This is a genomic window from Methylocella tundrae, assembly GCF_038024855.1.
GTDB lineage: Bacteria > Pseudomonadota > Alphaproteobacteria > Rhizobiales > Beijerinckiaceae > Methylocapsa > Methylocapsa tundrae.
Map to the genome: position 1 here is coordinate 991,299 of NZ_CP139089.1, position 26,709 is coordinate 1,018,007.

General features: G+C 61.2%; 17 protein-coding genes and 1 tRNA gene. 9 read left to right on the forward strand and 9 right to left on the reverse strand.

Translation table 11 applies throughout. The features are described from left to right. Positions 1-36 precede the first annotated feature (36 nt). Positions 37-915: an FkbM family methyltransferase gene (locus SIN04_RS07240; RefSeq protein ID WP_134487864.1), complete on the forward strand. Its 879-nt coding sequence runs from the start codon at positions 37-39 to the stop codon at positions 913-915. Here SIN04_RS07240 and ppdK read toward each other — a convergent pair. Then, entirely contained in the window at positions 912-3,644 is a 2,733-nt protein-coding gene (gene ppdK / locus SIN04_RS07245) for a pyruvate, phosphate dikinase (RefSeq protein WP_134487867.1), read from the reverse strand. The genes SIN04_RS07240 and ppdK overlap by 4 nt on opposite strands. A gap of 501 nt (positions 3,645-4,145) precedes the next feature. Here ppdK and dxs point away from each other — a divergent pair. The 4 genes from dxs to SIN04_RS07265 all read left to right on the forward strand — a co-directional run bounded on the left by dxs (position 4,146) and on the right by SIN04_RS07265 (position 8,789). After that, complete coding sequence (gene dxs, locus SIN04_RS07250) at positions 4,146-6,083, forward strand: 1-deoxy-D-xylulose-5-phosphate synthase (RefSeq protein ID WP_134487870.1); 1,938 nt, start codon at positions 4,146-4,148, stop codon at positions 6,081-6,083. Positions 6,084-6,186: 103 nt separating this feature from the next. Then, positions 6,187-6,714 carry a phosphate-starvation-inducible PsiE family protein gene (locus tag SIN04_RS07255; RefSeq protein WP_134487873.1) on the forward strand — a complete coding sequence of 176 codons (528 nt, stop codon included), beginning with the start codon at positions 6,187-6,189 and terminating at the stop codon, positions 6,712-6,714. A gap of 48 nt (positions 6,715-6,762) precedes the next feature. Next, entirely contained in the window at positions 6,763-7,524 is a 762-nt protein-coding gene (locus SIN04_RS07260) for a TlyA family RNA methyltransferase (RefSeq protein ID WP_134487876.1), read from the forward strand. Then, a complete protein-coding gene (locus tag SIN04_RS07265) occupies positions 7,521-8,789 on the forward strand; it encodes a class I SAM-dependent RNA methyltransferase (protein ID WP_134487879.1) in 1,269 nt (422 codons plus the stop codon). Before SIN04_RS07260 ends, SIN04_RS07265 begins: the two co-directional genes overlap by 4 nt. Before the next feature lie 61 nt (positions 8,790-8,850). On the opposite strand, the gene SIN04_RS07270 is transcribed toward SIN04_RS07265, so the two are convergent. The 4 genes from SIN04_RS07270 to SIN04_RS07285 all read right to left on the reverse strand — a co-directional run bounded on the left by SIN04_RS07270 (position 8,851) and on the right by SIN04_RS07285 (position 15,576). Continuing rightward, positions 8,851-9,672, reverse strand: a complete 822-nt coding sequence (locus tag SIN04_RS07270; RefSeq protein ID WP_134487882.1) for a rhomboid family intramembrane serine protease — start codon at positions 9,670-9,672, stop codon at positions 8,851-8,853. Positions 9,673-9,741: 69 nt separating this feature from the next. Next, positions 9,742-10,873 (reverse strand): peptide chain release factor 2 gene (gene prfB / locus SIN04_RS07275; RefSeq protein WP_134487885.1). Its coding sequence is split into 2 segments (ribosomal slippage): positions 9,742-10,803 and positions 10,805-10,873, totalling 1,131 coding nucleotides; the frame shifts between segments, so codons are not numbered across the junction. A 566-nt stretch (positions 10,874-11,439) separates the two neighbouring features. Next, positions 11,440-13,854, reverse strand: a complete 2,415-nt coding sequence (locus SIN04_RS07280) for a penicillin-binding protein 1A (RefSeq protein WP_134487888.1) — start codon at positions 13,852-13,854, stop codon at positions 11,440-11,442. A gap of 243 nt (positions 13,855-14,097) precedes the next feature. After that, positions 14,098-15,576: an N-acetylmuramoyl-L-alanine amidase gene (locus SIN04_RS07285; RefSeq protein ID WP_244605704.1), complete on the reverse strand. Its 1,479-nt coding sequence runs from the start codon at positions 15,574-15,576 to the stop codon at positions 14,098-14,100. Positions 15,577-16,450: 874 nt separating this feature from the next. On the opposite strand from SIN04_RS07285, the gene SIN04_RS07290 reads away from it, so the two are divergent. Both SIN04_RS07290 and SIN04_RS07295 read left to right on the forward strand, forming a co-directional pair. Continuing rightward, complete coding sequence (locus SIN04_RS07290) at positions 16,451-19,624, forward strand: Rne/Rng family ribonuclease (RefSeq protein ID WP_134487895.1); 3,174 nt, start codon at positions 16,451-16,453, stop codon at positions 19,622-19,624. 227 nt (positions 19,625-19,851) lie between these two features. Next, a complete protein-coding gene (locus SIN04_RS07295; protein ID WP_134487898.1) occupies positions 19,852-20,637 on the forward strand; it encodes a DsbA family protein in 786 nt (261 codons plus the stop codon). A 56-nt stretch (positions 20,638-20,693) separates the two neighbouring features. On the opposite strand, the gene SIN04_RS07300 is transcribed toward SIN04_RS07295, so the two are convergent. Beyond that, positions 20,694-20,771: transfer RNA gene (locus SIN04_RS07300), tRNA-Trp, on the reverse strand. Positions 20,772-20,922: 151 nt separating this feature from the next. Between SIN04_RS07300 and SIN04_RS07305 the strand changes: the two genes are divergently transcribed. Together SIN04_RS07305 and SIN04_RS07310 are read left to right on the forward strand one after the other, a co-directional pair. Next, positions 20,923-22,335 carry an FAD-binding oxidoreductase gene (locus tag SIN04_RS07305; RefSeq protein WP_134487901.1) on the forward strand — a complete coding sequence of 471 codons (1,413 nt, stop codon included), beginning with the start codon at positions 20,923-20,925 and terminating at the stop codon, positions 22,333-22,335. A 229-nt stretch (positions 22,336-22,564) separates the two neighbouring features. Then, the gene (locus SIN04_RS07310) at positions 22,565-23,017 is read left to right on the forward strand and encodes a hypothetical protein (RefSeq protein ID WP_134487905.1); all 453 of its coding nucleotides are present in this window, start codon (positions 22,565-22,567) and stop codon (positions 23,015-23,017) included. Positions 23,018-23,348: 331 nt separating this feature from the next. On the opposite strand, the gene SIN04_RS07315 is transcribed toward SIN04_RS07310, so the two are convergent. The 3 genes from SIN04_RS07315 to SIN04_RS07325 form a co-directional block, all read right to left on the reverse strand. Then, positions 23,349-23,642 (reverse strand): type II toxin-antitoxin system HicB family antitoxin, encoded by a 294-nt coding sequence (locus SIN04_RS07315; protein WP_134487911.1) that lies wholly within the window; start codon positions 23,640-23,642, stop codon positions 23,349-23,351. Positions 23,643-23,647: 5 nt separating this feature from the next. Continuing rightward, positions 23,648-23,842, reverse strand: coding sequence for a type II toxin-antitoxin system HicA family toxin (locus tag SIN04_RS07320; protein ID WP_134487914.1), 195 nt, complete (start codon positions 23,840-23,842; stop codon positions 23,648-23,650). Positions 23,843-24,014: 172 nt separating this feature from the next. After that, the gene (locus SIN04_RS07325; protein ID WP_341264456.1) at positions 24,015-26,360 is read right to left on the reverse strand and encodes an ATP-dependent helicase; all 2,346 of its coding nucleotides are present in this window, start codon (positions 26,358-26,360) and stop codon (positions 24,015-24,017) included. Positions 26,361-26,709: the final 349 nt, after the last annotated feature.

Consider the following 26,709-nt stretch of genomic DNA (forward strand, 5'->3'; position numbering starts at 1 on the left):
GAAAATCGCTTTATCAGAAGTAGGCCTTTCGCCCTCATGGAATCAGATCGACTCAAAAATACCTCCGCGGGTCCGTTGAATTCGGATCAAGCCGGGCCATCGACGTTCCAGGCGCTTCCCACCCCTCCGGTGCCCGCAAGCGTGACCGATGGTATGATGGCTTTGAAATATAGACAGATTTTAGATCTCGCGGCGGAAAAGTTGCTGGCTTTCATCAAACGGCGTCGCCCTCCAATTCATTGGGTCAGCCAATGTGGTCAGGATCGGTTTGTAGTAGAGAAGATTTTTCGCCGAAAGAGACAAGGATTTTTTCTTGAAATTGGCGGCGGCGACGGTCGGTATCTTTCCAACACGCTGGTTCTGGAAACTTTTTTTGATTGGTCGGGCATACTCGTCGAGCCGACCGACGCCTTTGATTCCATGATCAAAAATCGCCCGAAAGCGAACTGTGAACGGGCGACCATCGCCGGCAGCCGCAAAACGGTTCGTATGTTGGAAGTACAGGATAATGGCCAGGTGGCGATCAATCCTGACGCGGCCACTGGAAATACGCTTTTGTCCGTCATGGAGGATATTGATGACGCCGGATCGGGCTTCCAGCCTCCCTCCTTCGGTACGATTCAAAAGAGTTATCTTGTCGAGACAATCACGCTCGATGATTTGCTGACGAAATGGAACGCTCCAAGCACGATCGACTACTTCAGTTTCGACGTCGAAGGGGCCGAATTTGAAATTCTACAGGCGTTTCCCTTCGATAAATGGAAATTCAACTGCATCGGCGTCGAGAGACCTTCCGCCGAGCTTGACCAACTGCTTGTCGCCAACAAATATTTCCTGATCCGCGAGGGTTTCCCGCTGGACTGGTTCTACTTGCATCGGGATTTTCTGGATCAATGGTTCGAAACGCTGAGCTAAACTGAGAACGGCTCGGCCTTGTCCTGCGGCGGCGCAGCGTGGCTTGCGTCTCGAACCGCCGGCGATTTCTTCAGCGCAATCGCCGCTTGCGCCGCCGCCAGCCTTGCGATCGGCACGCGGAAAGGCGAGCAGGACACGTAATCCAGCGCCAGCTTTTCACAGAATTCGATGGAGGCCGGATCGCCCCCATGTTCACCGCAAATGCCGAGCTTGATCTCCGGTCGCGTCGCGCGGCTTCGTTGAGCGGCGATGGCGACGAGTTCGCCGACGCCTTCCCTGTCGATTGTGACGAAGGGGTCGGCCGCCAGAATGCCGGAGCTGACATAGGGCCCGAGAAACGAGCCGGCGTCGTCGCGCGACAAGGCCAGGCAAGTCTGGGTCAGATCATTGGTTCCGAACGAAAAAAATTCGGCCGTCGCAGCGATCTCGCCGGCGCGCAGGCAGGCGCGCGGCGTTTCGATCATCGTGCCGACCGTATAGGGAATGGTCTGTCCCGATTCAGTCTCGACGGCTTTGGCGATTGCGTCCACCCTCGCCTTGACGAGATCGAATTCATGCTTGGCGATGATCAGCGGCGCCATGATCTCGGGCCGCACCAGGGCGCCCGTCCGGTGTTTGACCTCGACGGCGGCCTCGAAGATGGCGCGCGCCTGCATCTCAGTGATTTCCGGATAGGCGATCGTCAGCCGCGAGCCCCGAAAGCCAAGCATCGGGTTGACTTCTTTGAGCTCGCTGAGGCGCCGTAGAATTTTCTCTGACGAGAGTCCGAGCGCGACGGCGAGCTGCTCGATTTCCTGCGGCGCGTGCGGCAGGAATTCATGCAGCGGCGGGTCAAGCAGCCGGATTGTCACCGGCAGTCCGGCCATGATCCCGAACAGCTCGATGAAATCGCTGCGCTGCATCGGCAGCAGTTTGTCGAGCGCGGCGCGCCTTCCGCGCGGATCGTCGGCGAGGATCATCTCGCGCACGGCGGTCAGCCTGTCACCCTCGAAAAACATATGCTCCGTCCGGCAGAGGCCAATGCCTTCTGCGCCAAATTTCCGCGCGGCGCGAGCGTCTTGCGGCGTCTCTGCATTGGCGCGCACCTCCATCCGCCGCGCTTCGTCCGCCCACTTCATCAGGATCGCGAATTCGCCCGTCAATTCAGGCCGGCTCATGCGGATAGAGCCTTGAATCACCTGGCCCGTGGCGCCGTCGATGGTCAGCATGTCGCCCTTCCTCAAGACCACCCCCGCCGCGGACATTGTGGCTTTGGCGTAATCGACCCGGATCGTCGCGGCGCCCGTGACGCAAGGTTTTCCCATGCCGCGCGCGACCACCGCCGCGTGGGAGGTCATGCCGCCCCGCGTCGTCAGAATGCCTTCCGCGGCGTGCATGCCATGAATGTCGTCGGGGCATGTCTCTATGCGCACGAGGACGACCTTGCGGCCCATGTTCCTCAGCTGCTCGGCCTCATCGGCTGAAAACACGATCTCGCCGCTCGCGGCTCCAGGCGACGCCGGCAGTCCGGCAGCGATGACATTGCGCGAGGCGTGCGGGCTGATCGCCGGATGCAGCAGCTGATCGAGCGAAGCCGGATCGATCCGATTGATCGCTTCCTCCTTGCTGATCAGACCCTCGCACGTCATATCGACGGCGATGCGCAGCGCCGCGAGACTCGTGCGCTTCCCGCTGCGGGTCTGCAGCATCCAGAGTTTGCCGTTTTCAACGGTGAACTCCATATCCTGCATGTCCCGGTAGTGACGTTCGAGCAGTTCCGTCGTCCGCACGAATTCGGCGAAGACAACGGGCATCGCCGTTTCCATCGAAGGCTTGCCGGAACCGGCGGCGAGGCGGGCGGTCTCGGTGATATTCTGCGGCGTTCTAATGCCAGAGACGACGTCTTCTCCCTGCGCATTGATCAGGAATTCGCCATAAAGCTCCTTCGCGCCCGTCGAAGGATTGCGGGTGAAGGCGACGCCTGTCGCGGACGTTGGTCCCATATTGCCGAACACCATCGCCTGTACATTGACGGCGGTGCCCCAATCGGACGGAATGCCATGGATGCGCCGGTAGATGATGGCGCGCGGGGTCAGCCATGACCCGAACACTGCGGCGATTGCGCCCCAGAGCTGCTCTTGCGCGCTTTGCGGAAAGGGCTTTCCGCTCTCTTCCTCGACCGTCGCCTTGAATGCGACGACGAGCTTTTGCCAATCCTCCGCGCGGAGCTCCGTGTCGAGCGAGACGCCCCTGGCCTCTTTGTAGGATTCCAGCGCGTCTTCAAAATGGTGATGGCCAATGCCGAGCACGACATTGGAATACATCTGGATAAACCGGCGATAGGAATCGAAGGCGAAACGCTCATCCCCCGCGCTTTTCGCGAGGGCTCTGACGGTGAAGTCATTGAGGCCGAGATTCAAGACCGTATCCATCATGCCGGGCATCGACGCTCTCGCGCCGGACCGGACCGAGACAAGCAGCGGCGCCTCTTCATCGCCGAACGTCTTGCCGGTCAGCTTGCCGATATGCGCGAGAGAGGCCTCGACGTCGGCCGCGAGCTCAGACGGAAAGCGCTTCTGGTTTTCGTAGAAATAGGTGCAAACGTCGGTTGTGATCGTGAAGCCAGGCGGAACCGGCAGGCCAAGATTCGCCATCTCCGCTAGATCAGCGCCCTTCCCGCCTAAAAGATCGCGCATGGCGCTTGACCCTTCAGCGCGACCATCGCCGAACGTATACACCCATTTGGCCATCTGGGCTCCTCTGTAAAAGCCACGCGCTGCACGCCGTCCGATTGTCCGACGCGCGCGCCGCGCGCCGACGCCGGGGGACAAAGCGGACCTTAACGGTTTTACGACGGCGCCGCGAAAAACCTTATCCTAAGGCCGGTTCAGCTGATGCTGCAAAATGAAGGGAGGCGCGACATCGCCGCTCTGTTTGAGCGGTTCGACGCCTCGCCCGGCCGTTCAACCGTGCGCATCAGCGCCGCGCTTGCAAAAGAGGTAAGTTGCGCCGCGGGAGAACTGTGACCCAAAGGCCGCGCCTGTTGATGAAATGTTCCCCGGAGGCGAGTTCGCGTTGCGACGCCAAAAATTGTTGGTTATTCATCTTTTGGAGGGGTTGGCAAGATCAAAAGGGCGGTTTTTGCCGCATTGAATGGATTTTCGCTTTTCTTTAAGGGTGCGGCTTTCGGCTTCGGTTTTAGCCGGAAACCCGCGGCAATTTAAAGAGTTCGCATAATTTATGAGGCGTGCGTGACGACTTCTTCGACAACTCCCCTGCTCGATACAATCCATTCGCCTGCCGATCTGCGGCGGCTTCCCGAGTCGGAGCTCGCGCAAGTCGCCAAGGAACTGCGTGAGGAGACGATTAGCGCCGTTTCGGTGACCGGCGGCCATCTTGGAGCAGGTCTTGGCGTCGTCGAACTGACGGTCGCCCTGCATTATGTGTTCGATACGCCGCAGGATCGGTTGATCTGGGACGTCGGTCATCAAGCCTATCCTCACAAAATCCTCACCGGCCGGCGCGAGCGCATCAGGACGCTGCGTCGCGGCGGCGGACTCTCCGGTTTCACCAGACGCTCTGAAAGCGAATATGATCCTTTTGGGGCGGCCCATTCCTCGACATCAATCTCGGCCGGGCTCGGCATGGCCGTGGCCAACACCCTATCCGGCAAGAACGGCAACGTCATAGCGGTGATCGGCGACGGCGCAATGTCGGCGGGAATGGCCTATGAGGCCATGAACAATGCCGGCGCGATGCATTCGCGCCTCATCATCATTCTGAACGACAATGAAATGTCGATCGCTCCGCCGGCGGGAGCGCTCTCCGCCTATTTGGCCCGCCTCGTGTCGGGCGGCGCCTATCGTTCCGTCCGCGAGGCAGTGAAACAGCTGGGAAGGCTGCTGCCGCGCTTTGTCTACGACAGGGCGCGCAAGACCGAGGAATTCGCGCGCAATTTCTGGGCCGGCGGCACCATGTTCGAGGAGCTTGGGATTTATTACGTCGGGCCTATCGACGGCCATAACCTTGACCAGATGCTGCCCGTCTTGAAAAACGTCCGCGATTTCAAAGAGACCGGACCGATCCTCGTGCATGTCGTGACGCAAAAGGGCAAGGGCTACGCTCCAGCCGAAGCGACGAAGGACAAATACCACGCGGTCAATATGTTCGACGTGGTGACCGGCAAACAGGTCAAGCCGAAACCCAACGCGCCCGTCTACACGAATGTCTTTGCGGAGGCCCTAGTCAAGGAGGCGGCAAAGGACGACAAGATCGTGGCGATCACGGCTGCCATGCCGAGCGGCACAGGACTCGATATTTTCCAAAAATCCTTTCCTGATCGCACCTTCGATGTCGGCATCGCGGAGCAGCATGCGGTGACTTTCGCGGCCGGCCTCGCGAGCGAAGGCTACAAGCCCTTCTGCGCGCTCTACTCGACCTTTCTCCAGCGCGGTTATGATCAGGTCGTGCATGACGTCGCGATCCAAAATCTCCCCGTGCGTTTCGCGATCGACCGCGCTGGCCTCGTTGGGGCGGACGGCGCGACGCATGCGGGTTCGTTTGACGTCGCCTTCCTCGGCATCGTGCCGAATATCGTCGTTATGGCGGCAGCCGACGAAGCCGAACTCGTCCATATGGTCGCAACCGCCGCGGCCTATGACGCCGGGCCCATCGCGTTACGCTATCCGCGCGGCGAAGGCGTCGGCGTCGAGATGCCGGTTGAGGGAAAGCCGCTGGAGATCGGCCGTGGCCGCATCGTGCGCGAAGGCAATAAGGTCGCCATTCTTTCCTTCGGCGCGCGCCTCGCCGAGGTTCTGAAAGCCGCCGAAGATCTTGCCGGCTATGGCGTCTCGACGACCGTCGCCGATGCGCGTTTCGCCAAGCCGCTGGATGTCGATCTCCTGATGCGGCTCGCGGCCAATCATGAGGTGCTGATCACGATCGAGGAAGGCTCCGTCGGCGGGTTCGGCTCATTCGTGGCCCAGAAGCTCACCGACGAAGGCGTTCTCGACGGCGCCGGTTCGCGCCCGCTCAAATTTCGCTCGATGGTGCTGCCCGACGTTTTCCAGGATCATGACAAGCCGGAAAAACTTTATGCGCAGGCAGGTCTCGACGCCAAGGCGGTGGTCGCCAAAGTGCTTTCGACCCTTGGCCGCGAAAGCGACGCATTAAAGAGCCGGATTGCGTAAGGCTGGCGACCTTTTCGCGCTTGGCGGCCTGCTGAATCGGGTCGTATGCTCGCCGCGAGCGGATGCAGGTTGCCGCCGCCGCAGCCATCAGGTCCTGTAGGCCATGATCGAACATATCGCTCCGAATGAACGCGGGCCACGGGCGCGGCGTTTCCGGCTGTTTGAGGAAACCGCGGAGAATTGGGATAGCCTTGGTCTTTACGGCTGGTTCGAGCAGGCGATCGCCCTGATCCTCACCGCCCTCACCGGCGCTGTCATCATCATCGCCGTCATCGATCTCATCTGGGCCGTGGCGAGGGACCTTTACCTCAAGGGTCTGGAGCCGGTTGATCACACCGTCTTCCAGAGCATTTTCGGCATGATCATGACAGTGCTGATCGCCATGGAGTTCAACCACACGATCCTCAGCATCCTCCACCGCAAAAGGAGCATCGTTCAACTGCGGACCGTGATCTTGATCGCTCTCCTCGCCCTGGCTCGAAAATTCATCATTATCGACCTGACGGAGACCGCTCCCATGACCATCGCCGCTCTTGCTTTTGCGGCCTTGTCGCTGGGTTGTGTTTATTGGCTGGTGCGCCAGCAAGACTCTCGCGAGGATGCGGAGGCGGAATCGCCGCATGCGTCCTGAACCAAAGCTTCCGAGCAAAGCGGATGAAGATCCCTTGAACTCCGTCCGATGAAACAAAAGCCCAAAAGCGGAGCGACGGCTGGCGCACGTCCGCGCGCGGACGTCGCCCTTGTCGAGCGAAAACTGTTCGACAGCCGCGCCAAAGCGCAGGAGGCGATTGCAGCTGGCCGGGTCAGCGTCGATGGCAAAACACTGCGCAAAGCCTCCGAGCCGGTCGACGCGGGCGCTCATGTCGAAGCTTCGGCGCCATACCCCTGGGTGTCGCGCGGCGGTGTCAAACTCGCCGCGGCGCTTGACGCCTTCCGCTTCGATCCCTCTGGCCTCGCGTGTCTGGACGTCGGCGCCTCGACCGGGGGCTTCACCCATGTCCTTCTGACCCGTGGCGCAGCGCATGTTTTCGCCGTCGATGTCGGGCGTGGCCAGTTGCGCGCCGAAATCGCACGCGATCCACGCGTCGAGTCGCGCGAGGCGACCGATGTGAGAAGCCTCGAAGCAAACGCCCTGCCCCGCCTGCCGCGGCTCGTCGCGATCGATGTGAGCTTCATTTCGCTGGCGCTCGTGCTTCCGGCGGTCGCCCGGCTGGCGGCGGCCGACGCCAAGCTCATCGCTTTGATCAAACCGCAATTCGAAGCCGGCCGCGCGCACCTCGTCAAAGGCCTCGTCAAGGACAGAGCCGTGCATGAGGAGGTCTGCGCCCGGATCAAAGATCTGGTCCAATCGCTCGGCTGGCGCGTCGAAGGACTCATTCCCTCCCCGATCGAAGGCGGCGACGGCAATCGCGAATTTCTCATCGGCGCCAGTCGGCGATGATCAGTTTCAATGCGCGGCTTCAAATCGAGGGGCTTGGGCAGCGTGGCGAAGGCCTCTCGCGCGGCCCGGACGGAACGGTCTTCGTGCCCTACGCCCTGCCTGGCGAAACCATCATCGCCGAAGTGGATGGCTCGCGCGGTAAGCTCGTCGAAATCAGGACTGCGAGCCCCGACCGCATTCGACCCATCTGTCGCTACTTTTCGGCCTGCGGCGGCTGCGCCGTGCAAACGCTGGCCGAGCAGCCCTATGCGCAATGGAAGCAAGGCCTGCTGGCGGACGCAATGCGGCAGGCCGGGATCAAAGCCAAAGCTGAGCCGCTTAGGGATGCGCATGGAGCGGGCCGACGCCGCGCAACATTTCACGCCCGCACCGACGCGTCCGGCCGCGCAATAACGGGCTTCATGGAGGCGCGAGCGCACAAAATCGTCGAGATCGAAGGCTGCCCTGTACTCGCCCCGTCACTGCAGGAGGCGCCACAGATTGCGCGGGCGTTGGCGCAAATGCTCGCCGCCTCCGGCAGGCCGCTCGACATTTTGATGACGGCGACAGCATCAGGCCTCGACGTCGATCTCAAGGGCCACGGGCCGCTGAACGAAGACGAGACGCAACGGCTCGTGAGATTCGCCTTGCGCCACGATCTCGCGCGCCTTTCAAACCATGGCGCGATCGTCACCGTGCAGCGCCCGCCTGTCGTCCTCATGGGCAAAGCGATGGTCGCCGTTCCGCCCGGCGCGTTTTTGCAGGCGACGGAAGCAGGCGAAGCGGCGCTCGCAGAAGAGGTCTGCGCCGCGCTGACAGGAGCGAGCCGGATCGCTGATCTTTTTGCCGGCGTCGGCACGTTTTCGCTGCGGCTCGCGGCGTTCGCGCCAGTCCACGCGATCGACGCCGATGAGCCGGCGCTCGACGCCCTCGCCAAGGCCGCGCGCAGCGCAGCCTTGCGGCCAGTCACGATCGAGACGCGCAATCTGTTTCGACGCCCTCTGAGCGCCGAGGAATTAGCGCCTTTCGACGCCGTCATCTTCGATCCTCCGCGCGCAGGGGCCGAACTTCAGGCGCGCGCAATCGCCAAGTCCCGCGTTCCGGTCATCGTGGCAGTGTCCTGCAATGCGCAAACTTTCGCGCGCGACGCCGCTATCCTTTGCTCAGGCGGCTATGCGCTGGAGCGTGTTCTGCCGGTCGATCAGTTTCGCTACTCGCCGCATCTTGAAATCGTCGCGACATTCAAGCGAAGCGTAAAACCCCGAGCGCGGCGCCTATTGAGCTGAGATTAGCTCCGAGCATCTTTTCCGAATCTGGCGAAAGAGGCGGCTCGAGCGCGTACATTGACTAGAACGGGCTGACGGGCGGCAGCTTGTCCCGGGCGATAGGCGGCGGCGGATCGAACCACCGAAACCCCAATAATCCGGCGAGAAAACCGCCGATGTGAGCTTCCCAGGCGATCGATGCGCCGGGCATGCCCATTGTCTGCGGAAAGACCCCCGACAGGAAGTTCGCGAAAAACCAGAGTATGAGAAAAATGACCGCGTTGCGGTTGGAGAAGATCTCTCTCAGCGGAAGCGCCGGCAGCCGATAGGTGTGGTCGCCGCGTTCCACGAAGCTGAAGGCGGACCCGAGCGGCGCGCCTGGTTGGAACGCAAAGCGCACCACCGCCGCCATAGCGCCGGACACTACGGCGGAGGCGCCGACGACTGGCTGCAAATCCGCCATATGCGTGAGGAACTGCGTCAACGCTCCCGCGACGGCGCAGACGGCGCAAAACATCAGAAACCGGCCATTCCCGAATCGACGCGCCACGGCGGAGCCGAAAGCAACGAGCCAGAGGCTGTTCGTGCCGACATGGGCCCAGCCGCCATGCAGGAAGGCGTAAGTGAGCGGGGTCCACCAGAGTGGCCGGCCGTCTCCGAGGAAGAACACCGCCAATTGCGAAGCGTCTTCGTCTCCCCCGGCCGTCGCGTTCAAGGCGGCTGTGACGAGGTCGGGATTGAAGGCGAAAGTGAAGCGCCCCGGCACGAAGGCGAAGAGCGCGAGAATTTTGAAGTGCGCCAGCGGCGAAACCAGATCGCAGAGCGCCTGGATGATCACGAGGATCGCGACGAGCCCGAGGACCACTCCCGGCACGTTGAAAATTCGTTCTCTCGCGGCGGGCATGTTTGCAGCCTTGATCTTGGGATTCATGCATCAAAATACATGAATGCGCGCAGATTTTTGTGACCGGATCTAATCGACGTCTTCCATCGCGATTGGGGCTCCTCCGGAGAGCTTCTGCGCCAGCGCCGCCTCCATGAAGGGATCTAGGTCGCCGTCCAGCACATCATCTGGCGTTCCGGACGTTGCGCCCGTGCGGAGGTCTTTCACCAACTGGTAGGGCTGCAGCACATAGGAGCGGATCTGATGTCCCCAGCCGATTTCGGTCTTTGATGCTTCAGTGGCGTTGGCGGCCGCCTCGCGACGCTCCAATTCCTGCTCATAAAGTCTCGCGCGCAACATGTTCCAGGCGGTCGCCTTGTTCTTGTGTTGCGAGCGTTCGCCCTGACAGGCGACGACGATACCGGATGGAATATGGGTGATGCGCACAGCGGAATCGGTCGTGTTGATGTGCTGGCCGCCGGCGCCAGATGAGCGATAGGTGTCGATGCGGCAATCGCTTTCCTTGACATCGATGTCGATCTTGTCGTCGATGACGGGATAGACCCACACGGAGGCGAAGCTCGTATGCCGCCGAGCGTTGGAATCGAACGGCGAGATGCGCACGAGCCGATGCACGCCGGATTCGGTCTTGGCCCAGCCATGAGCGTTATGGCCCTTGACCAGAAGCGTGCCAGATTTGAGGCCCGCTTCATCGCCCGCCGTCTCTTCGATGATCTCGACCTTGAACTTGTGGCGCTCGGCCCAGCGCGCATACATGCGAAACAGCATGCGCGCCCAGTCGCAACTCTCGGTGCCCCCGGCTCCCGCGTGAACTTCGACATAGGTGTCGTTCGAATCGACCTCGCCCGATAAAAGCGCCTCGATCTGGCGCCGCTCGGCCTCGACTTTGAGGCTTTTCAGCTGGTCGATCGCCTCCTTTTCGGTAGCGGAATCTTCTTCCGCCTCGGCGAGTTCGACAAGCGTGACGGCGTCTTCGAGTTCGTTGTCGAAGCGCCTGATCGAGCCGAGCCGGTCTTCGAGTTCGGTCCGCTCGCGCATGATTTTCTGCGCGGCCTCAGCGTCGTTCCAAAGATTTGGATCTTCGACCTTGGCGTTCAGTTCAGCAAGGCGGCGATGAGCGACATCGACGTCAAAGATGCCTCCTCAGCAATCCCATGGATTGCTTGATGGCTTGAACCAACCCTTCAGCTTCGGCGCGCATGTCTTTGAGAACTTTCTGGTGAGGGAGCGACGCATGCGCCCCGAGATGGCGGGAACATAGGGTGGCGGACCCGCGATGTAAATGGCGGGGATGTATGATGCGTTTAGCTTTGCGTTTGCGGAGACTTTGAGAAGCGCCACCACCGTATTAGATAGTCAGATAACTCATATAATCCAAAGGACATGGAAAAAAACAAAATGGTTGCAACCAGAGCATCGTAATTGGAATGGCTATTCATAAAATCAAGAACAAGTCCGCATCCTAAAAATACTAACGCAAAGCATACAAATGTGTTCTTAAAGTACACTTTACTCCAACTTAGGACTCCAATGCACGCAGATAGCGGCAATACAATGCTAATTACTAGGCCATAAGGCGACGCCAAAAATTTTAAGGTGAGGGTTGAACGAGTATACCTATCGAAAATGCCAAACCAGACTATCAATCCTACCAATAAACAAAGAACTGCTATTCTTGTTCTAACACGCGGCATGGGCATAAAATTAACTCGTCTATGGAAGTCACATTCTGAAGGAATTCAGCCATCCATTGTAGAATGTCAACTTTCAATACAGCCCGCCCGTCCCTGTTCCGACGACGCGGTCGGCGTCCGGATTGACGGACTGCGCGCGCGGCGAGGCGTCGCTCGTTGCATAGGAGTCAGGTGGCGCCGTGCCTGGCTTGAACGCCTCAAGGATCGTGCCAGAGCCGCTTGAGCGCATGCCTGTTCTGGCGTCGACCGAGATCAGTTTGATGCCCGGCGGCACGCGGAATGGCACATCGGGCTTGTCTTTCAGCGCCATCGTCATGAAGTCGCGGAAGATTGGCGCCGTATATTGCGCGGCTTGGGCGGAATCGCCAAGCGACCGCGGCTGGTCGTAGCCCATGAAGACGCCAACCGTAAGGTCGGGCGAATAGCCGACAAACCAGAGATCCTTCGCCTCATTGGTCGTGCCGGTTTTGCCGGCGAGGTGCTTGCCGACGGCCTTGATCGACTGCCCCGTCCCGCGCTGGATGACGCCCTCCATGATCGAGGTGATCTGATAGGCTGTCAGGGGGTCCAGCACCTGCTCACGCTTATCGATCAGTTTCGGCTCAGGCTGATTTTCCCATTTATCCGCGTCGCAGCCCTCGCAGATGCGCTCGTCGTGGCGATAGATCGTGTGGCCCCAGCGGTCCTGGATGCGGTCGATCAGCGTCGGCTTGATCCGCTTGCCGCCATTGGCCAGCATCGAATAGGCGGTGGTCATGCGCAAAAGCGTCGTTTCGCCGGAGCCGAGCGACATCGACAGATAGGGCGGCAAATCATCATAGATGCCAAACCGCTTGGCGTATTCCGCAATCAATGGCATGCCGACGTCGCGGGCGAGGCGCACGGTCATCTGATTGATCGAATGTTCGACGCCATAGCGCAAGGTATGCGGGCCGCTCGACTTGCCTTCGAAGTTTTCCGGCCGCCAAACACCAAGGCCCGCCCCCTGATCGATTTCGATCGGCGCGTCGAGAACGATCGAGGACGGGGTGTAGCCATTGTCGAGCGCGGTCGCGTAGACGAAGGGTTTGAACGATGAACCGGGCTGCCGCAGCGCCTGCGTCGCTCGGTTGAACTCGGACTGATCGAAGGAGAATCCTCCGACCATGGCGAACACGCGGCCGGTGTAGGGATCCATCGCGATGATGGCGCCGCTGACTTCTGGAATCTGACGCAGGCGATACTGTCCGGGTCTGCCGTCGACCGGATCGACATAGATGACGTCGCCAGGGGTCAGCGAGGATCGCGAGCCGACGCCCCGCGTCCAATGCAAGCCCACGTTGCTGGCGAGCGTTGCAAGCTCGCGTTCGCGTTCGATTTCGCCCGATTTTTCTCGCCGTGGCTGCAGGCCGATGCGCGCGCCATTCTCGTTGGCGTCGATGACAACGGCCAGCCGCCATGATCCGACGTCGCCGAGGGCCGGCACGTCGGCGAGGGCGACGCCCCAATCCTGACTGATGTCGATATGACGCATCGGGCCTCGGAAGCCATGCGCTTCATCATAACGCACGAGGCCGTCGACCAGCGCGCGGCGCGCCATCAGCTGCATCTTCGGATCAAGCGTCGTGCGGACCGAAAGACCGCCCTCGTAAAGCTTCTTTTCGCCGTAGCGGTCATTCAATTCGCGGCGCACTTCCTCGGCAAAGAAGCCGGCGGACAGAGCGTTCGGCGAGAGCACGCGCGGATTGACGCCCAAAGGCTCGGTCTTGGCCTTCTCGCCGTCGGCGCGCGATACATAGCCGTTTTCGACCATCCGATCGATGACCCAGTTGCGCCGTTCGATCGCCCGCTCACGCTTGAGGAAGGGGTGATAATTATTCGGGGCCTTGGGCAGAGCGGCGAGATAGGCAGCCTGCGCGACGGTCAGCTCGTTGACCGACTTGCCAAAGTAATTTAGAGCCGCGGCGGCGACTCCGTAATTGCCTAGTCCAAGATAAATCTCATTCAGGTAAAGCTCGAGAATTTTTTCCTTTGAATAGGCGCCTTCGATGCGGAACGCCAGAAGCGCTTCCTTGATCTTACGCTCGAAAGACCGCTCGTTGGTCAGGAGGAAATTCTTGGCGACCTGCTGCGTGATCGTCGAGGCGCCCTGCACGTGCTTTTCACCCTGAACGAGAACCAGAGTGGCGCGCAAAATACCTTCCGGATCGACGCCGGCGTGATGATAAAAATTCTTGTCTTCCGCGGATATGAAGGCGTCCTTCACGAGCGGCGGAATAGCCGCGCTCGGAAGGTAAAGGCGCCGCTCGCGCGCATATTCGGCAAGGAGAGATCCGTCGCCGGCGTGAACCCGCGTCATGACCTTTGGCTCGTAGTTCTTCAACTGCGTGTAATCAGGAAGGTCTTTCTCAAAATTCCAAATGACCAGTCCAGCGGCGCAAGCCGCCACGACGAAGAAAATCGCCGCGGTCGCGAAGATGAAACCGAGAAAACGGGCAATAAGCCGCATACGGAGGCCTTTTCATAAATTTTGCGCGGGGCCGCCAAAAGCAGCGGTTTTTCCAGTTCGGCCTCGCGATCAAACAAACAAGCGGCGTTATCGATTCGGTTTATAAAACGATTACGCTCCAATATGACACGCCGCTTTGAGCCTGCGCAGAGCGTGATGGCCCATCCCTGCGGCGCTTTTGTGTTAATAGTTTGTCAAGCGATCGCACGCCAGAGCGAATCGGCGCCCCGCCCTGCTCCCGGCTCAGCGGGCATCGCTGGCGGACTCCCCAGGAGGCGCCTGAAGGGCTGCCTTGCCGATCGCGGGATCGCCATCGGGCGCATCCGGACGCTCTGGCGTCGCGACCGATGGCGATGAAATAGCTCCCACAGGCGCCGGATCCTTGACGGCCTCAGAGAAATTTGATGTGCCGCGCTCAGAAAAAAAGGCATTGATCGCTTCAGCCATGCGACTCACGGCTTGGTCACGCCATTGCGGCGATGACAGAGCGATATCGTCCTTTTCGTTCGACAGATAGCCGAGCTCCAGCAGCACCGACGGGACGTCGGGCGCCTTCAGCACGCGGAAACCGGCCGAACGCTGCGGATTCTTATTGAGCCTGCCGGCGACCTTCCAATAATTCAAAAGAGTGTGGGCGAAGACGTGGCTATAGGCGCGCGTCTCCCGCCGCGTCAGATCAAACAGAATATCGGAGACCTCGGAGGCGTCCTCCGTCCGGTCGAGCCCTGCGGCGGAGTCGGCCTGATTCTCCTTCTCGGCGACGCGCGCCGCTTCCGCATCGGAAGCCCGATCAGAGACGGTGTAAACCGTCGCGCCAGAGACATCCGTCGCCTCGGCCAGCGTGTCCGCATGGATCGAGACAAATAACGCAACTTTACGGTCACGCGCCATCCTGACGCGCTCGCTAAGGGAGATGAAGCTGTCGTCCTCACGCGTTAGAACCGGCTGGTAGAGCCCGTCCGCATCAAGCCTTGCCGCAAGCGCCTTGGCGAAGTCGAGCACCAGGTCTTTTTCGATCAACCCATTGACGCTCGCGCCGCGATCAATGCCGCCGTGACCGGGATCGATCATGACGATCGGCTTGCCGGCGGCGGACTGTATTTTCTCGGCAATCCGGTCTCGAGCCGGCTGCGCCAGCGCCGCGCGGGCGGTCTGCGCCGCCGCCGCGAAATGCGCACGATCGGTCTTTGCCAGTTCGATGACCAGGCGCGTTTTACCGCCGCCGCCGCTCGTTTCGCACCCCGCGCGAACAATGCGGGCCGGTCCGGAAAGATCGATGACGATGCGCGAGCGTCCCTTTTCGATCTGGCCGAAACGGAAGGACGTGACGAGGCCCCTCGGGCTGACGAGAGTCCTGACTGACGCCCCGCCGTCACGATCGCCATGCCGCCGGGGGGGCGCCAACGCTTTGCCGATCTCCGAATCTATCATGAACCGGATCTCCGATGCGTCGATGATAATGCGATCCGGGTCGGCAAGGACAAAGCCGGCAGCCTCCACCGGAGCCGATAGTTCGAAAACGAGGCTGGCGTGATCCCCGCCGTCGTCCAGCTCCGCGGCGGAGGCTTCGATGGCGCCGGCCGCGCTCGAGGCGGAGGCGGTGGAAGAGGCGCCGTCTTCGGCTCGCGGCGCCGGTGCGACGGGCGCCGTCAAGGCGCAGAGCATCAAGACGGCGGCGGCGAACCGTCTCCAACCGGCGATTTTCGCGGCGATGTCAGCCATCTCAAGCGCCATATGTTGCCCTTCGACAGGATTGGATCGAAAACTTGCGCCAAGCTGTCGCCGCGGCGAGCATCCTCTGTGGCCGTCGCGGCCTGCGCGGATCCCTCGCTCAAAGTCATAGGATGAACGAGGTTAACACCTTATAACCGTCACTGGAATGCCGGCCGCAGGCTGTAGCCGCTCAGACACAGACGACTAAAAACTTGCCAAACGGCCTGCGAACCCGATATGAAAGCATATTCTTTCTCGGCCTGGAGATTCGCGGGTTTTGAGACCTTCGGATTTTGTTTGGTTTTCCGCAAATCTTGGCCTCGGCGTTCGACTTTTCTCAGCGTCTATGAAGATAAAATGGACGTCAGAGCTATCGTCGGTTCAGATTTCGCCATTTTGGTCGTCGGCATCTTGAAACCTTTCAAAGAGATGCGACGGCTCTGGAATGGGCTGCATCGGGCTACCCCCCCAACCAGCCGAGAGAGTGTTTCTGGACGGTTTCAAGCAAGCCGTTTCGAATAGGTAAAGAGGAAAATGGATTTCGCCGCGACGCGTCACTCTACGACCGTCAGTCACACCGCCGAAATATGCGACGCGTTCGTTCGGACGCAATGTCTTGTCGGCGCGAGATCCCCGGCGCTCAATTCCTCGGCGCCAAAATCAATGCGTCGTCTTCGCGACCCTCTTGGCAGCCCCTGTCCGGATTGGTCGAGCCGTCGCGCTTTCACCCTGGCGGACAAGACCCCGCCGCCGATTTCGCCTTTCCCCTCCCATCCAATGCCTGACGCGCACCCGTGTCGGCCGCAATCAGCCCCGTTGTCTCGATTGAAGACTTCGACCGGCGGCCGCGGCCCCGCGCGCGTTTCGCCTGAACGAGTCTCCCATGGCCAACAAAATGCTTATCGATGCGTCCCACCCAGAAGAAACCCGGGTGGTCGTCCTCCGCGGTAATCGCGTCGAGGAATTTGATTTTGAATCCGCCAGCAAAAAACAGCTCCGCGGCAATATTTACCTCGCCAAAGTCACGCGCGTTGAACCCTCGCTGCAGGCCGCCTTCGTGGATTACGGCGGCAACCGCCACGGATTTTTGGCCTTTTCAGAAATTCACCCGGACTATTACCAGATCCCCGTTGTCGATCGGCAGGCGCTGATCGACGAAGAGGCGAAAGCCCAACGCGACGAAGAAGACGAAGAAACAGGCGGTCAGCGGCGCAGCCGCCGGTTCCGGCGTGGCGATCGAGGCGGACGGCGCGCCGAAAAGCGCGCCGCCGATGGTGAGACGCTGTCAGAGCCTTTCGCGGACTCGCAGGACGTCGAGGCCGACACAAACGCAGGCGCCGAACCGACTTTCGAACCGCAGGAAGGCGCTTCTTCAGTACAGGAGAGCGATGAAAGCCGCGCTCTCGAAACCGCTGGCGCCCCGGAGATGCTTTTCGCCGCCGACGAGGGATCGCACAACGCAATCGGGGCGGAAGTGTCATTCGCCGCGGACGACGCCAGCGCGGCTTTCGGCGATGCGTCTTCCGAAAGCAGTCTTGATGAAGAGGCCGAGCGCGCCGGCGCGGCTTTTGACGAAAGCGCGCCCGAACGCGAAGCCTCCTTCAGCGAGCCGACCGATGAGGCTTTGAGCGGCGATCTTCGGCCAGGCGAGGCCGAGGCGGGCTCCGATACGCGCACGAGCGACCGCCGCTCCGCCGACGCCGATGAAGACGGCGAAGATGAAGAAGAGCATGTGGAGCAACTTGGCGGCGACGCCATGGAGGAAGTGCCTTTCCGTCCGCAGCGCTATCGCAAGCAGTACAAGATCCAGGAAGTCATCAAGCGCCGTCAGGTGCTTCTGGTGCAGGTCGTCAAGGAAGAACGCGGCAACAAGGGCGCCGCGCTGACCACCTATCTCTCCCTCGCCGGCCGCTATTCCGTGCTGATGCCGAACACGGCGCGCGGCGGCGGAATCTCGCGCAAGATCACCGATTCGACGGACCGGCAGAGGCTGAAGTCAATCGCCCAGGAGCTCGAAGTTCCGGAAGGCATGGGCGTCATTTTACGCACGGCGGGCGCGAGCCGCACCAAGCCAGAGGTCAAGCGCGACTTCGAATATTTGCTGCGGATGTGGGAGACCGTTCGCGAGACGACGCTGAAATCCACAGCGCCCATGCTCGTCTACGAGGAAGGATCGCTGATCAAGCGCGCCATCCGCGATCTCTACAATAAGGACATCGACGATATCGTCGTCGCGGGCGAAAAAGGTTTTCGCGAGGCGCGGGACTTCATGCGCCTGCTGATGCCGAGCCACGCGCGCAGCGTTCAGCCCTATCGTGATCCGCAGCCGATTTTCTCGAAATCCGGCGTCGAGGCGCAGCTCGACGCGATGTTCCTCAATCAGGTCACGCTGAAATCGGGCGGCTATATCGTCATCAACCAGACCGAAGCTCTGGTTGCGATCGACGTCAATTCCGGACGCTCCACCCGCGAGCACAATATCGAGGACACGGCGCTCAGAACCAATCTCGAAGCGGCCGACGAAGTCGCTCGGCAATTGCGTCTGCGCGATCTCGCTGGGCTGATCGTGGTCGATTTCATCGACATGGAGGAGGGCCGCAACAACCGCGCGGTCGAGCGGCGGCTGAAGGACGCACTGAAAAACGATCGGGCCCGCATTCAGGTCGGCCGGATTTCCCATTTTGGCCTCCTTGAAATGTCGCGGCAGCGCATTCGCACGGGCGTTCTTGAGGGCTCGACCGAGATTTGCCCGCATTGCTCGGGATCTGGAATGCTGCGCTCCACTGCTTCCATCGCGCTGCATGTTTTGCGCGTCGTCGAAGACGCGCTGATCAAGAGCGCGAGCCACGACCTCATCGTCAAGACCAGAACCCCCGTCGCGCTCTATATCCTCAATGAAAAGCGCGCCACGTTACGCGATCTTGAGCGCCGCTTCGGCGTCGCCGTCACGATCGACTCCGACGACAGCCTGATCGGCGCCGTTTATCACGCGATCGAGCGCGGCGAACCCGCGTCGGGCGGCCATGAGCCGCTTGCCCTTGCGGCGGGCGAGCCCGCGCATTTCACACCCGAGGAATTCGGCGAGGAGATTCTCGTGGAGTTCGAGGAGCCGCAAGAAAGCGCGCCCGGCTCGCATCTCACCGCGATCGAGGCTCAGGACGAGGACGAAACGCAAGACGAGAACGGTCAGCGCGGGGAAGGCGAGAGTGAAAGCGAGGCCGACAGCCGCCGGCGGCGCAGGCGCAGGCGCAGACGCGGCCGGGGCAGCGATCGGGAAGGATCAGGCATTGCAGCCAATGCGCCCCAGCCGTCCGATGAGGCGCTCCAGGTGATGGCCCAGATCGGCGGCTTGCAACCTTTGGGTGCGAATGCCGGGAACGCGTTTGAAGGCGGAGCAACCTCCGATGCCGAACCAGAATTTGGCGCCGAAGAAGGCGTGGCGGAAGCGCCCGTCGAGACGGTAGCGGTTGGCGAGACGGCCCCTCCTCTCCCCGATGCGGAGGCCGTACCCGCCAAAGCAGGCGAGCGTCGCCGGTCGCGCAGAGGCGTCAAAGCGCGCGACACAGCAGCCGAGGCGGCGGCCGAGACGCTGGCAGGAGTGGCCCCGGAGCTGGCGCTAGAGCGCCAGGCCCAAGACGCCCCGGCGGCGAATGCTGACGCAGAGACTGAAGCGGCGCCGCCCGCTCGCCGCAACCGCCGTGCGCCCCGCGCCCGTGCGCCGCGCCGCGCAGCGGCAGGGATCGAGGCGGCAACGGCTCCGACCGAGGCTGCCGATGTATCCGCCGCGGAAGGGCAGCCATTCTCCGCCGAAGGCGAGACGGCGCCCGCCGTCAGCCATACTCCCGAGGCTCTAACGGAGCACCAGGGCGCCGAATCGGTCGCGGAGCCGGTTCTCGACCTTCAACCTAGCCAAGGCGCTCCGGCGGCCGAAGCGCCGGCGTCCGTCCCCGCCCATGAACCTGCCGAGCCCGAGACACAGCCGGCGCAGGAACAGGATCCGAATCGGCCGAAGCGCTCTGGCTGGTGGCAGCGCGCGAAAGCGAGCCTTAGCCGATAGTCGCCGCTGAGCGCAAACGCCGTCATTGAAATCGAAAGGCCGCGCGACGAGTCGGCCTTTCGATTTTCAGAAAGAAACTGCGATAGCCTAGAGCACGCCGCGGAAAAGTTGCAGGCCTTTGGGGCTTACATTATGCGGTAAAACAAAGGCTTAAAGGGCGGAATGCGATTTCGCCCGAACGCGTTCTGGTCTAGGATTTCGAGGATATGATCGAGGAGTTCAGATTTATGTTTCAGCGAAGCCTAGCGCTTTTCGCCCGCCGCGCAGCCTTGATTTTCGCCGCGCTTGGCATTTTCGCTTTCTCGCCTGTCCGCGCGGACGAGTTTTCGCCGGCGCAGAAAGCCGAAATCGAATCGATCGTCAAATCCTATCTCGTCAAAAATCCTGAGATTCTCCGCGACGCCGCGGCTGAACTCGACGCGCGCGAAAAGCTCGCCGCGACCAAAGCGCGTCAGCAGATTGTCGGCGATCCTGCTAGCCCTCTCTTCGACGTCGCCAATCAGGCGGTGATCGGCAATCCGGGCGGCGCCATTACCTTGGTCGAGTTTTTCGACTACAACTGCGGCTATTGCAAACGCGCGCTCGGCGATCTCGCGCGATTGATGAAGGATAATCCCGATCTGCGCGTGGTTCTGCGCGATCTGCCGATTCTGTCCCCGGGGTCGGTGGAGGCGGCGAAAATCGCGAACTCCGCCACAAATCAATTCAAAGGCGCGAAATTCTGGGAGTTCCACCAGAAGCTTCTCGGCTCGCACGGGCCCGTCGGCAAAGCGGAAGCGATCGCTGTCGCCAAGGATCTCGGCGCCGACGTCGATAAATTGAACAAAGGCGCCGAGACGCCCGAAGTCAGCGCCGCCATCGACCAGTCGATGGAGCTCGCAAAAGACCTGAGCATCAACGGAACGCCGAGCTATGTGATCGGCGATGAAGTCGTCGTCGGGGCGGTCGGCTACAATGATCTTCAGGCAAAGATCGCCAACGTCAGAAAATGCGGCAAAGTGGTTTGCTCATAAAGAGCGAAGGTCGCGCGGCGCAGAGCGGCTTGGCCGCCTGCTGACCGGGCGTTGCGTGGCAGGAGAGGAGGGACTCGAACCCCCAACCCCCGGTTTTGGAGACCGGTGCTCTAACCAAATTGAGCTACACTCCTACGCAGACGCATCTGTAACTTGAAGCCATGAATGAAATCAAGCGTTCCAATGCCGAAAGCTTTGGCTTTGGCTTCACGGGCTGCGTGGCTCATGGCGCAGGCGCCCTTGGCGTCGGAAGGAGTTTTGGCGGTGGGAAGCTCAGGCGCTCGAATGGCGCGCCAATCCGGCCTTGTCGCAGCGTTCGAGGCGATCGTCGGGGCCGGGCACGTGCTGACGACGCCCTCCGATATGGCGGGCTATCTCAGCGAGCCGCGTGATCTTTATAGGGGCGTGGCGCTCGGCATTGTTCGTCCTGCCTCGACGCAGGAGGTCGCGGCCGTCGTCAGGCTTTGCAACGAATCACGGACGCCGATCGTGCCGCAAGGCGGCAATACTGGCCTCGTCGGCGGCCAGATTCCCGACCGGAGCGGCGGGGCGATCGTTCTTTCGCTGCAACGCATGCGGGCTCTTCGCGAAATCGACCTTGCATCGAACACGATGACGGTCGAAGCCGGCATGATCCTCGCTCACGCGCAGGCCGAGGCCGGCCGCGCCGGACGTCTTTTTCCTCTCTCCCTCGCCTCGGAAGGCTCGTGCACCATAGGCGGCAACCTTGCAACCAACGCGGGCGGCACGGGGGTGATCGCTTACGGCAACGCCCGCGATCTCGCGCTCGGGATCGAGGCGGTCCTTGCCGACGGGCGCATTTTCTGCGGCCTGTCGAAACTCAAAAAGGATAACACCGGATATGATCTGAAGGATCTCTTCATCGGCTCAGAAGGAACGCTCGGCGTCATCACGGCGGCGACGCTGAAACTCTTTCCAAAGCCGCGCGCCGTCGAGACAGCTTTTATCGGCCTTCCCTCTCCCGCCGCCGCCGTCGCTTTGCTCGATCTCGCGCGGGAAAAGGCCGGTGGCGAGATCACCGCATTCGAACTGATTCCCCGCATCGGGCTCGATTTCGTGCTGGCTCACGTCAAGGGCGCGCGCAATCCGCTCGCGGCAAGGCATGAATGGCATGTGCTTTTGGAGCTCAGCTCGCAAAATGCGGAAGGTCTTGGCCCTCGTCTGCTGGACATGCTGACCGCCGCGGCCGAGAGCGGTCTCGTCGAGGATGCGGCGATCGCCGCTTCAAAGGCCCAACGCGCCGCCTTCTGGCGATTGCGCGAGGATCTCTCAGAGGCGCAGCGATTCGAGGGCGGCTCGATCAAGCACGACGTCAGCGTCGCCATTACCGATGCCCCCGCCTTTCTCGAAGACGTGCAGAGCGTCCTCAAAGAGACGGCCCCGGGCGCCCGGCTTGTGGCCTTCGGGCATCTTGGCGACGGCAATATACACTGCAACGTGTCGCAGCCTGTCGGCGCCGACAGAGCAGCGTTTCTGGCGCGCTGGGGCGAGATCAACGAGGCTGTGCATGCGATTGTGACCCGCTATGGCGGCTCGATCTCGGCCGAACATGGCATAGGCCAACTGAAGCGCGATCTTTTGCCACAAGTGAAGGATAAGGTCGCGATGGATTTGATGCGCGCCTTGAAACGAACGCTCGATCCGCAAGGCATTCTCAATCCCGGCAAGGTTCTCTGATCCGCTTGTTCGTCCAGCGAATGACCTCATGAACACTTATCCTTTGCTTGCGGCGCTCATTCCTGGCGCGCCGGCGTTGAGGCGGCGGCTTGGGTCACGCCCGCGGCGCGGGCGGTGACTTAGGAAATCTCCCTTTCCATCAGCCAATGATGCGAAAGCGCTAACCTCCGGTGATTTATGCTATTTGCGAGGCGCCATTGCGCCGCGTCTCGCCGTAACAGGAAAGCCGATGCTGCGATCGCTTCTTTTCGTGTTCTTGATCGTCATGGCGAGCGCGGCGCACGCCGAGCGGCTGCAAAAGTGCCCGGTCGACAAGGCCAATCAGGCCGATGTCGCCGAGGCTGTGACGGCGGCGCCGAGCTGCGCGCAATCCTATGAGGTGATGAATGTCTGCCGCTCCAATTCGAGCAGCGACGTCGCCCTGGCCAATATCGTCGTGCAGAAATGCGAACAGGTTTTCGCGTCGACTCTCGAACCTCCAGCTTTGAAGGTCTATGAAGCCGCGCGAGAAAGCTGCACGCGCCGCTTCAGGCATCAGGACGGAACCGTGTCGCTCTCCTACGCGGCGACCTGCGAGGCCGGCGTCGCCGTCGTCTTCGCGCATCGGGCGGATCTTGCCGCTATGAAGCCGCGGCGCGACCCGAGAAAGCCGCCCTATGGGGATTTGTCGCCGGTACAGTAGTGTTGCGTCGGAAGTAACGATCGCCGTCTGCGCTGTTACGAGCGTGGCTTTTCATGCTCTACGATGCACAGTTTGCGAATCGTCAATTCGTCGACCTCCAACGCGCCAAAGCGCGCCCTCCTGATCCCCAGACGGCCAATCGCCACGGCGCCGATAGCGATAGCCCCGAACGCCGCCGCTCCTAGTGCAAGCGCCAGCAGGCTGGCTGCGGGGATGGTTTTGGATGGGCTCGCTGTTACTCCGCGCGTCATAGAGACACCTCCGTCAAGTTAGCTGGCTGCGACAGCGGAGCGCGCAGCCTATCCAAGCGAATCCGCGGGATTGTCGAACCCTATTCCGCGGCCTGCGTGCGCAAGCTGTCAGGAAGCGGAATCAGTGCGGCCATAAACTGATGCAAGTCCTGAGCAATATCGGCGTCAGCCCTTAATTCGGACAGGCTTCTGGGTGGCGGGATCTTCTGGCCGCTCTCGAGCATCGCGTGGCACCAAAGCTCAAGCGCCTCTTTCGCGTTCAGCATGGCCTCGTCAACAGTGTCGCCAGCGGAGAAACAGCCCGGCAGATCGGGGAACCACACCCCGACGGCTTTCCCCTGCTCTTCTTCCACGATGGCGACGTAGTGGGTCATAGGCTTCAGTCTTTCGGCCACTTCGCCAATTTGTAGATTTGGCGCATCAGACCCTCACCCAAATCCTTCTTTGGATGAGGAAGAGAAATTACCACACCAGTTTGTGGATGGCGAAAAATATGATGCGAGCCTTTGATCCGATCAAGCACCCAACCGTCGCGTTCAAGGCGACGTTTGATTTCGCGGCTATTCGCAAGCATGCGGCACACTCCGGATTGTTCGGCTGCGCCTGATTAGTGAGTAAGATATCTCGCATGTAGCAATAGTTGCCAGACGTTAGGGAGTGCCCTTGTAATCTACATTAGCAGAGTAACATATTGAAAAGTAACAATTATATTTAATTGTGGATAAGTTCCACGGAGTTCAATGCGCTTACCCGGCCTGCACAAAACTCTCCAAAACCATTTTGCGGCCCGCCTTGTCGAAATCGACCGTCAGCTTGTTGCCGTCGACCGCCGCCACCGCGCCATAGCCGAATTTTTGGTGAAATACCCGCGCGCCTTTGGAATAGCCTGATTGGGCGCTGGATTTCGCGACGAGTTCGCCCTCGATCTGGAGCGGTCCGCGCTGGGCGGCCGGCCGCCCAAATCCGCTCGATTTCGCCGCGCCCTGTCCTTGCCTCGTCTCTTCGTTGCGACGCTGCGCGCGCCGCCAGCCCGGCGTTTCATAAGAGGAGCCGTAGCTGTCCATATTCGCGAAGCGCGATTGCGCGTAGCCGCCATAGGCGGAGCCGGTGGCCGCTTCGACGACCTCGACATGATCGGCTGGAAGCTCATCGAGAAAGCGAGAGGGAAGCGTCGTCTGCCAAAGCCCGTGGATGCGGCGGTTGGTGGCGAAATAGATTTTCGCCCGCCGCCGCGCGCGGGTAACGCCGACATAGGCGAGGCGGCGCTCTTCCTCGAGGCCCGCGCGCCCCGATTCATCGAGCGAACGCTGATGCGGAAACAGCCCCTCCTCCCAGCCGGGCAGAAAGACCGTCTCGAATTCGAGGCCTTTCGCCGCGTGAAGCGTCATGATCGAAACGCGCGGACCAGCGTCCTTCATCTCGGCCTCCATGACCAGCGAGATATGCTCAAGAAAGGCGCCAAGGTCCGGAAACTCCTCCATGGCGCGCACGAGCTCTTTCAGGTTTTCGAGGCGCCCGGCAGCCTCCGCTGTGCGGTCCTTGCGCCACATATCGGTGTAGCCGGACTCCTCCAATATCATCTCGATCAGCTCGCCTTGCGGCTTTTGATCGATGAGGCTCGCCCAACGGGAAAAGCTCGTCAGCAAGTCGCGCAGAACCTGCCGCTGCTTCGGCTTTATTTCATCTGTCTCGACCATATATTGCGCCGCCTGTATCAGCGGCAGGCGTTGGCCGCGGGCATATTCGTGCAGGAGCTGCAAGGTGGCGTCGCCAAGACCGCGTCGCGGCACATTGAAGATGCGCTCAAAGGCGAGATCGTCGGCCGGCTGGGCGACGCAGCGCAGATAGGCGAGCGCGTCGCGGATTTCGGCGCGCTCATAAAAGCGCGGACCGCCGATGACCCGGTAAGGCAGGCCCAAAGTGATGAAGCGCTCCTCGAACTCGCGCATCTGGAACGAGGCGCGGACAAGGATCGCGAATTCGTCGTAAGCATGGCCTTTGCGCGCCAGCTGCTCGATCTCTTCGCCGACGCCGCGCGCTTCTTCCTCCGAGTCCCAGACGCCGCAAACGCTCGGCTTTTCGCCAGCTTCATCGTCGGTGAAAAGGGTCTTGCCGAGACGTCCTTCATTATGGGCGATGAGGCCGGCCGCGACGGCGAGGATATGCCCGGTTGAACGATAATTGCGCTCTAGGCGAATAACCTTGGCCCCCGGAAAATCCTTTTCAAACCGCAAAATATTGTCGACTTCCGCCCCGCGCCAGCCGTAGATGGATTGATCGTCATCGCCAACGCAGCAAATATTGTGACGCCCCTGCGCCAGCAGACGCAGCCAAAGATATTGTATTGTGTTTGTGTCCTGATATTCGTCGACGAGCATATATCTGAACCGGTCCTGATATTGCTTCAGGACGTCCGGATTTTCGCGCAAAAGGCGCAGGCATTCGAGCAGCAGATCGCCGAAATCGGCGGCGTTGAGGATTTTCAGCCGCTCCTGATACAGCGCATAAAGCTGCGCGCCCTTGCCATTGGCGAAAACTCCCGCCTCGCCCGGCGGCACATGCGCGGGATCAAGGCCGCGGTTTTTCCAGGCGTCGATCTGATAGGCGAGCGCGCGCGCCGGCCAGCGTTTGTCATCGATATTTTCGGCCTGCAACACTTGTTTCAGGAGGCGGATCTGATCGTCCGAGTCGAGAATTGTGAAGCTGGATTTCAGCCCGACGAGTTCGGCGTGACGACGCAGGATTTTGGTCGAGATCGCGTGGAAGGTGCCAAGCCACGGCATGCTCTCGGCGACGGGGCCCGCCAGCATGGCGACGCGGTCCCTCATCTCCCGCGCCGCCTTGTTGGTGAAGGTGACAGCGAGAATATCCTGCGCTTTCGCGCGGCCTTGAGCGATAATGTGGGCGATTCTCGTGGTGAGGACGCGCGTTTTTCCGGTCCCCGCGCCTGCCAAAACGAGAACGGGACCGTCGACCGCCTCGACAGCCGCCCGCTGCTCGCCGTTCAGCCCGTCGAGATAGCGCTGGCCGCCGGACGCCGCCGCCCGGGCGCGCGCCGCGATGCCGCCAGGCTGCGGCGCTGGCGCTTCCATGTCGGCGAGGGAAAATGGATCGATCAAATCGCTGCGGCTCCTCATTTACTGGCCGTGTCGCCGGCTTGGCGATCCGGCCCCGCGGCTTCCCGCGCTGGCCGCCGAATCATGTGCGCCGCTCCATTATGCGCCCGTTCAATCGGCCCTCTGAATCGGTCGGGAGCGGCCCACTCCAATGTGGGGCCGTCCCCGCCGTCTGTCGAGCTTTGGCGAGTCCGAGGCCGTCGACGGCCTGATCCATTATTTTGCACCGGGGCTTGCGCATCTTCAACATATGGCGAAAGTCGGAGCCGCTCTCTGAATGCGAGGAGTCCGGCGCAAGCGCGCCGGACGGAGCGCGAGGGAGGTC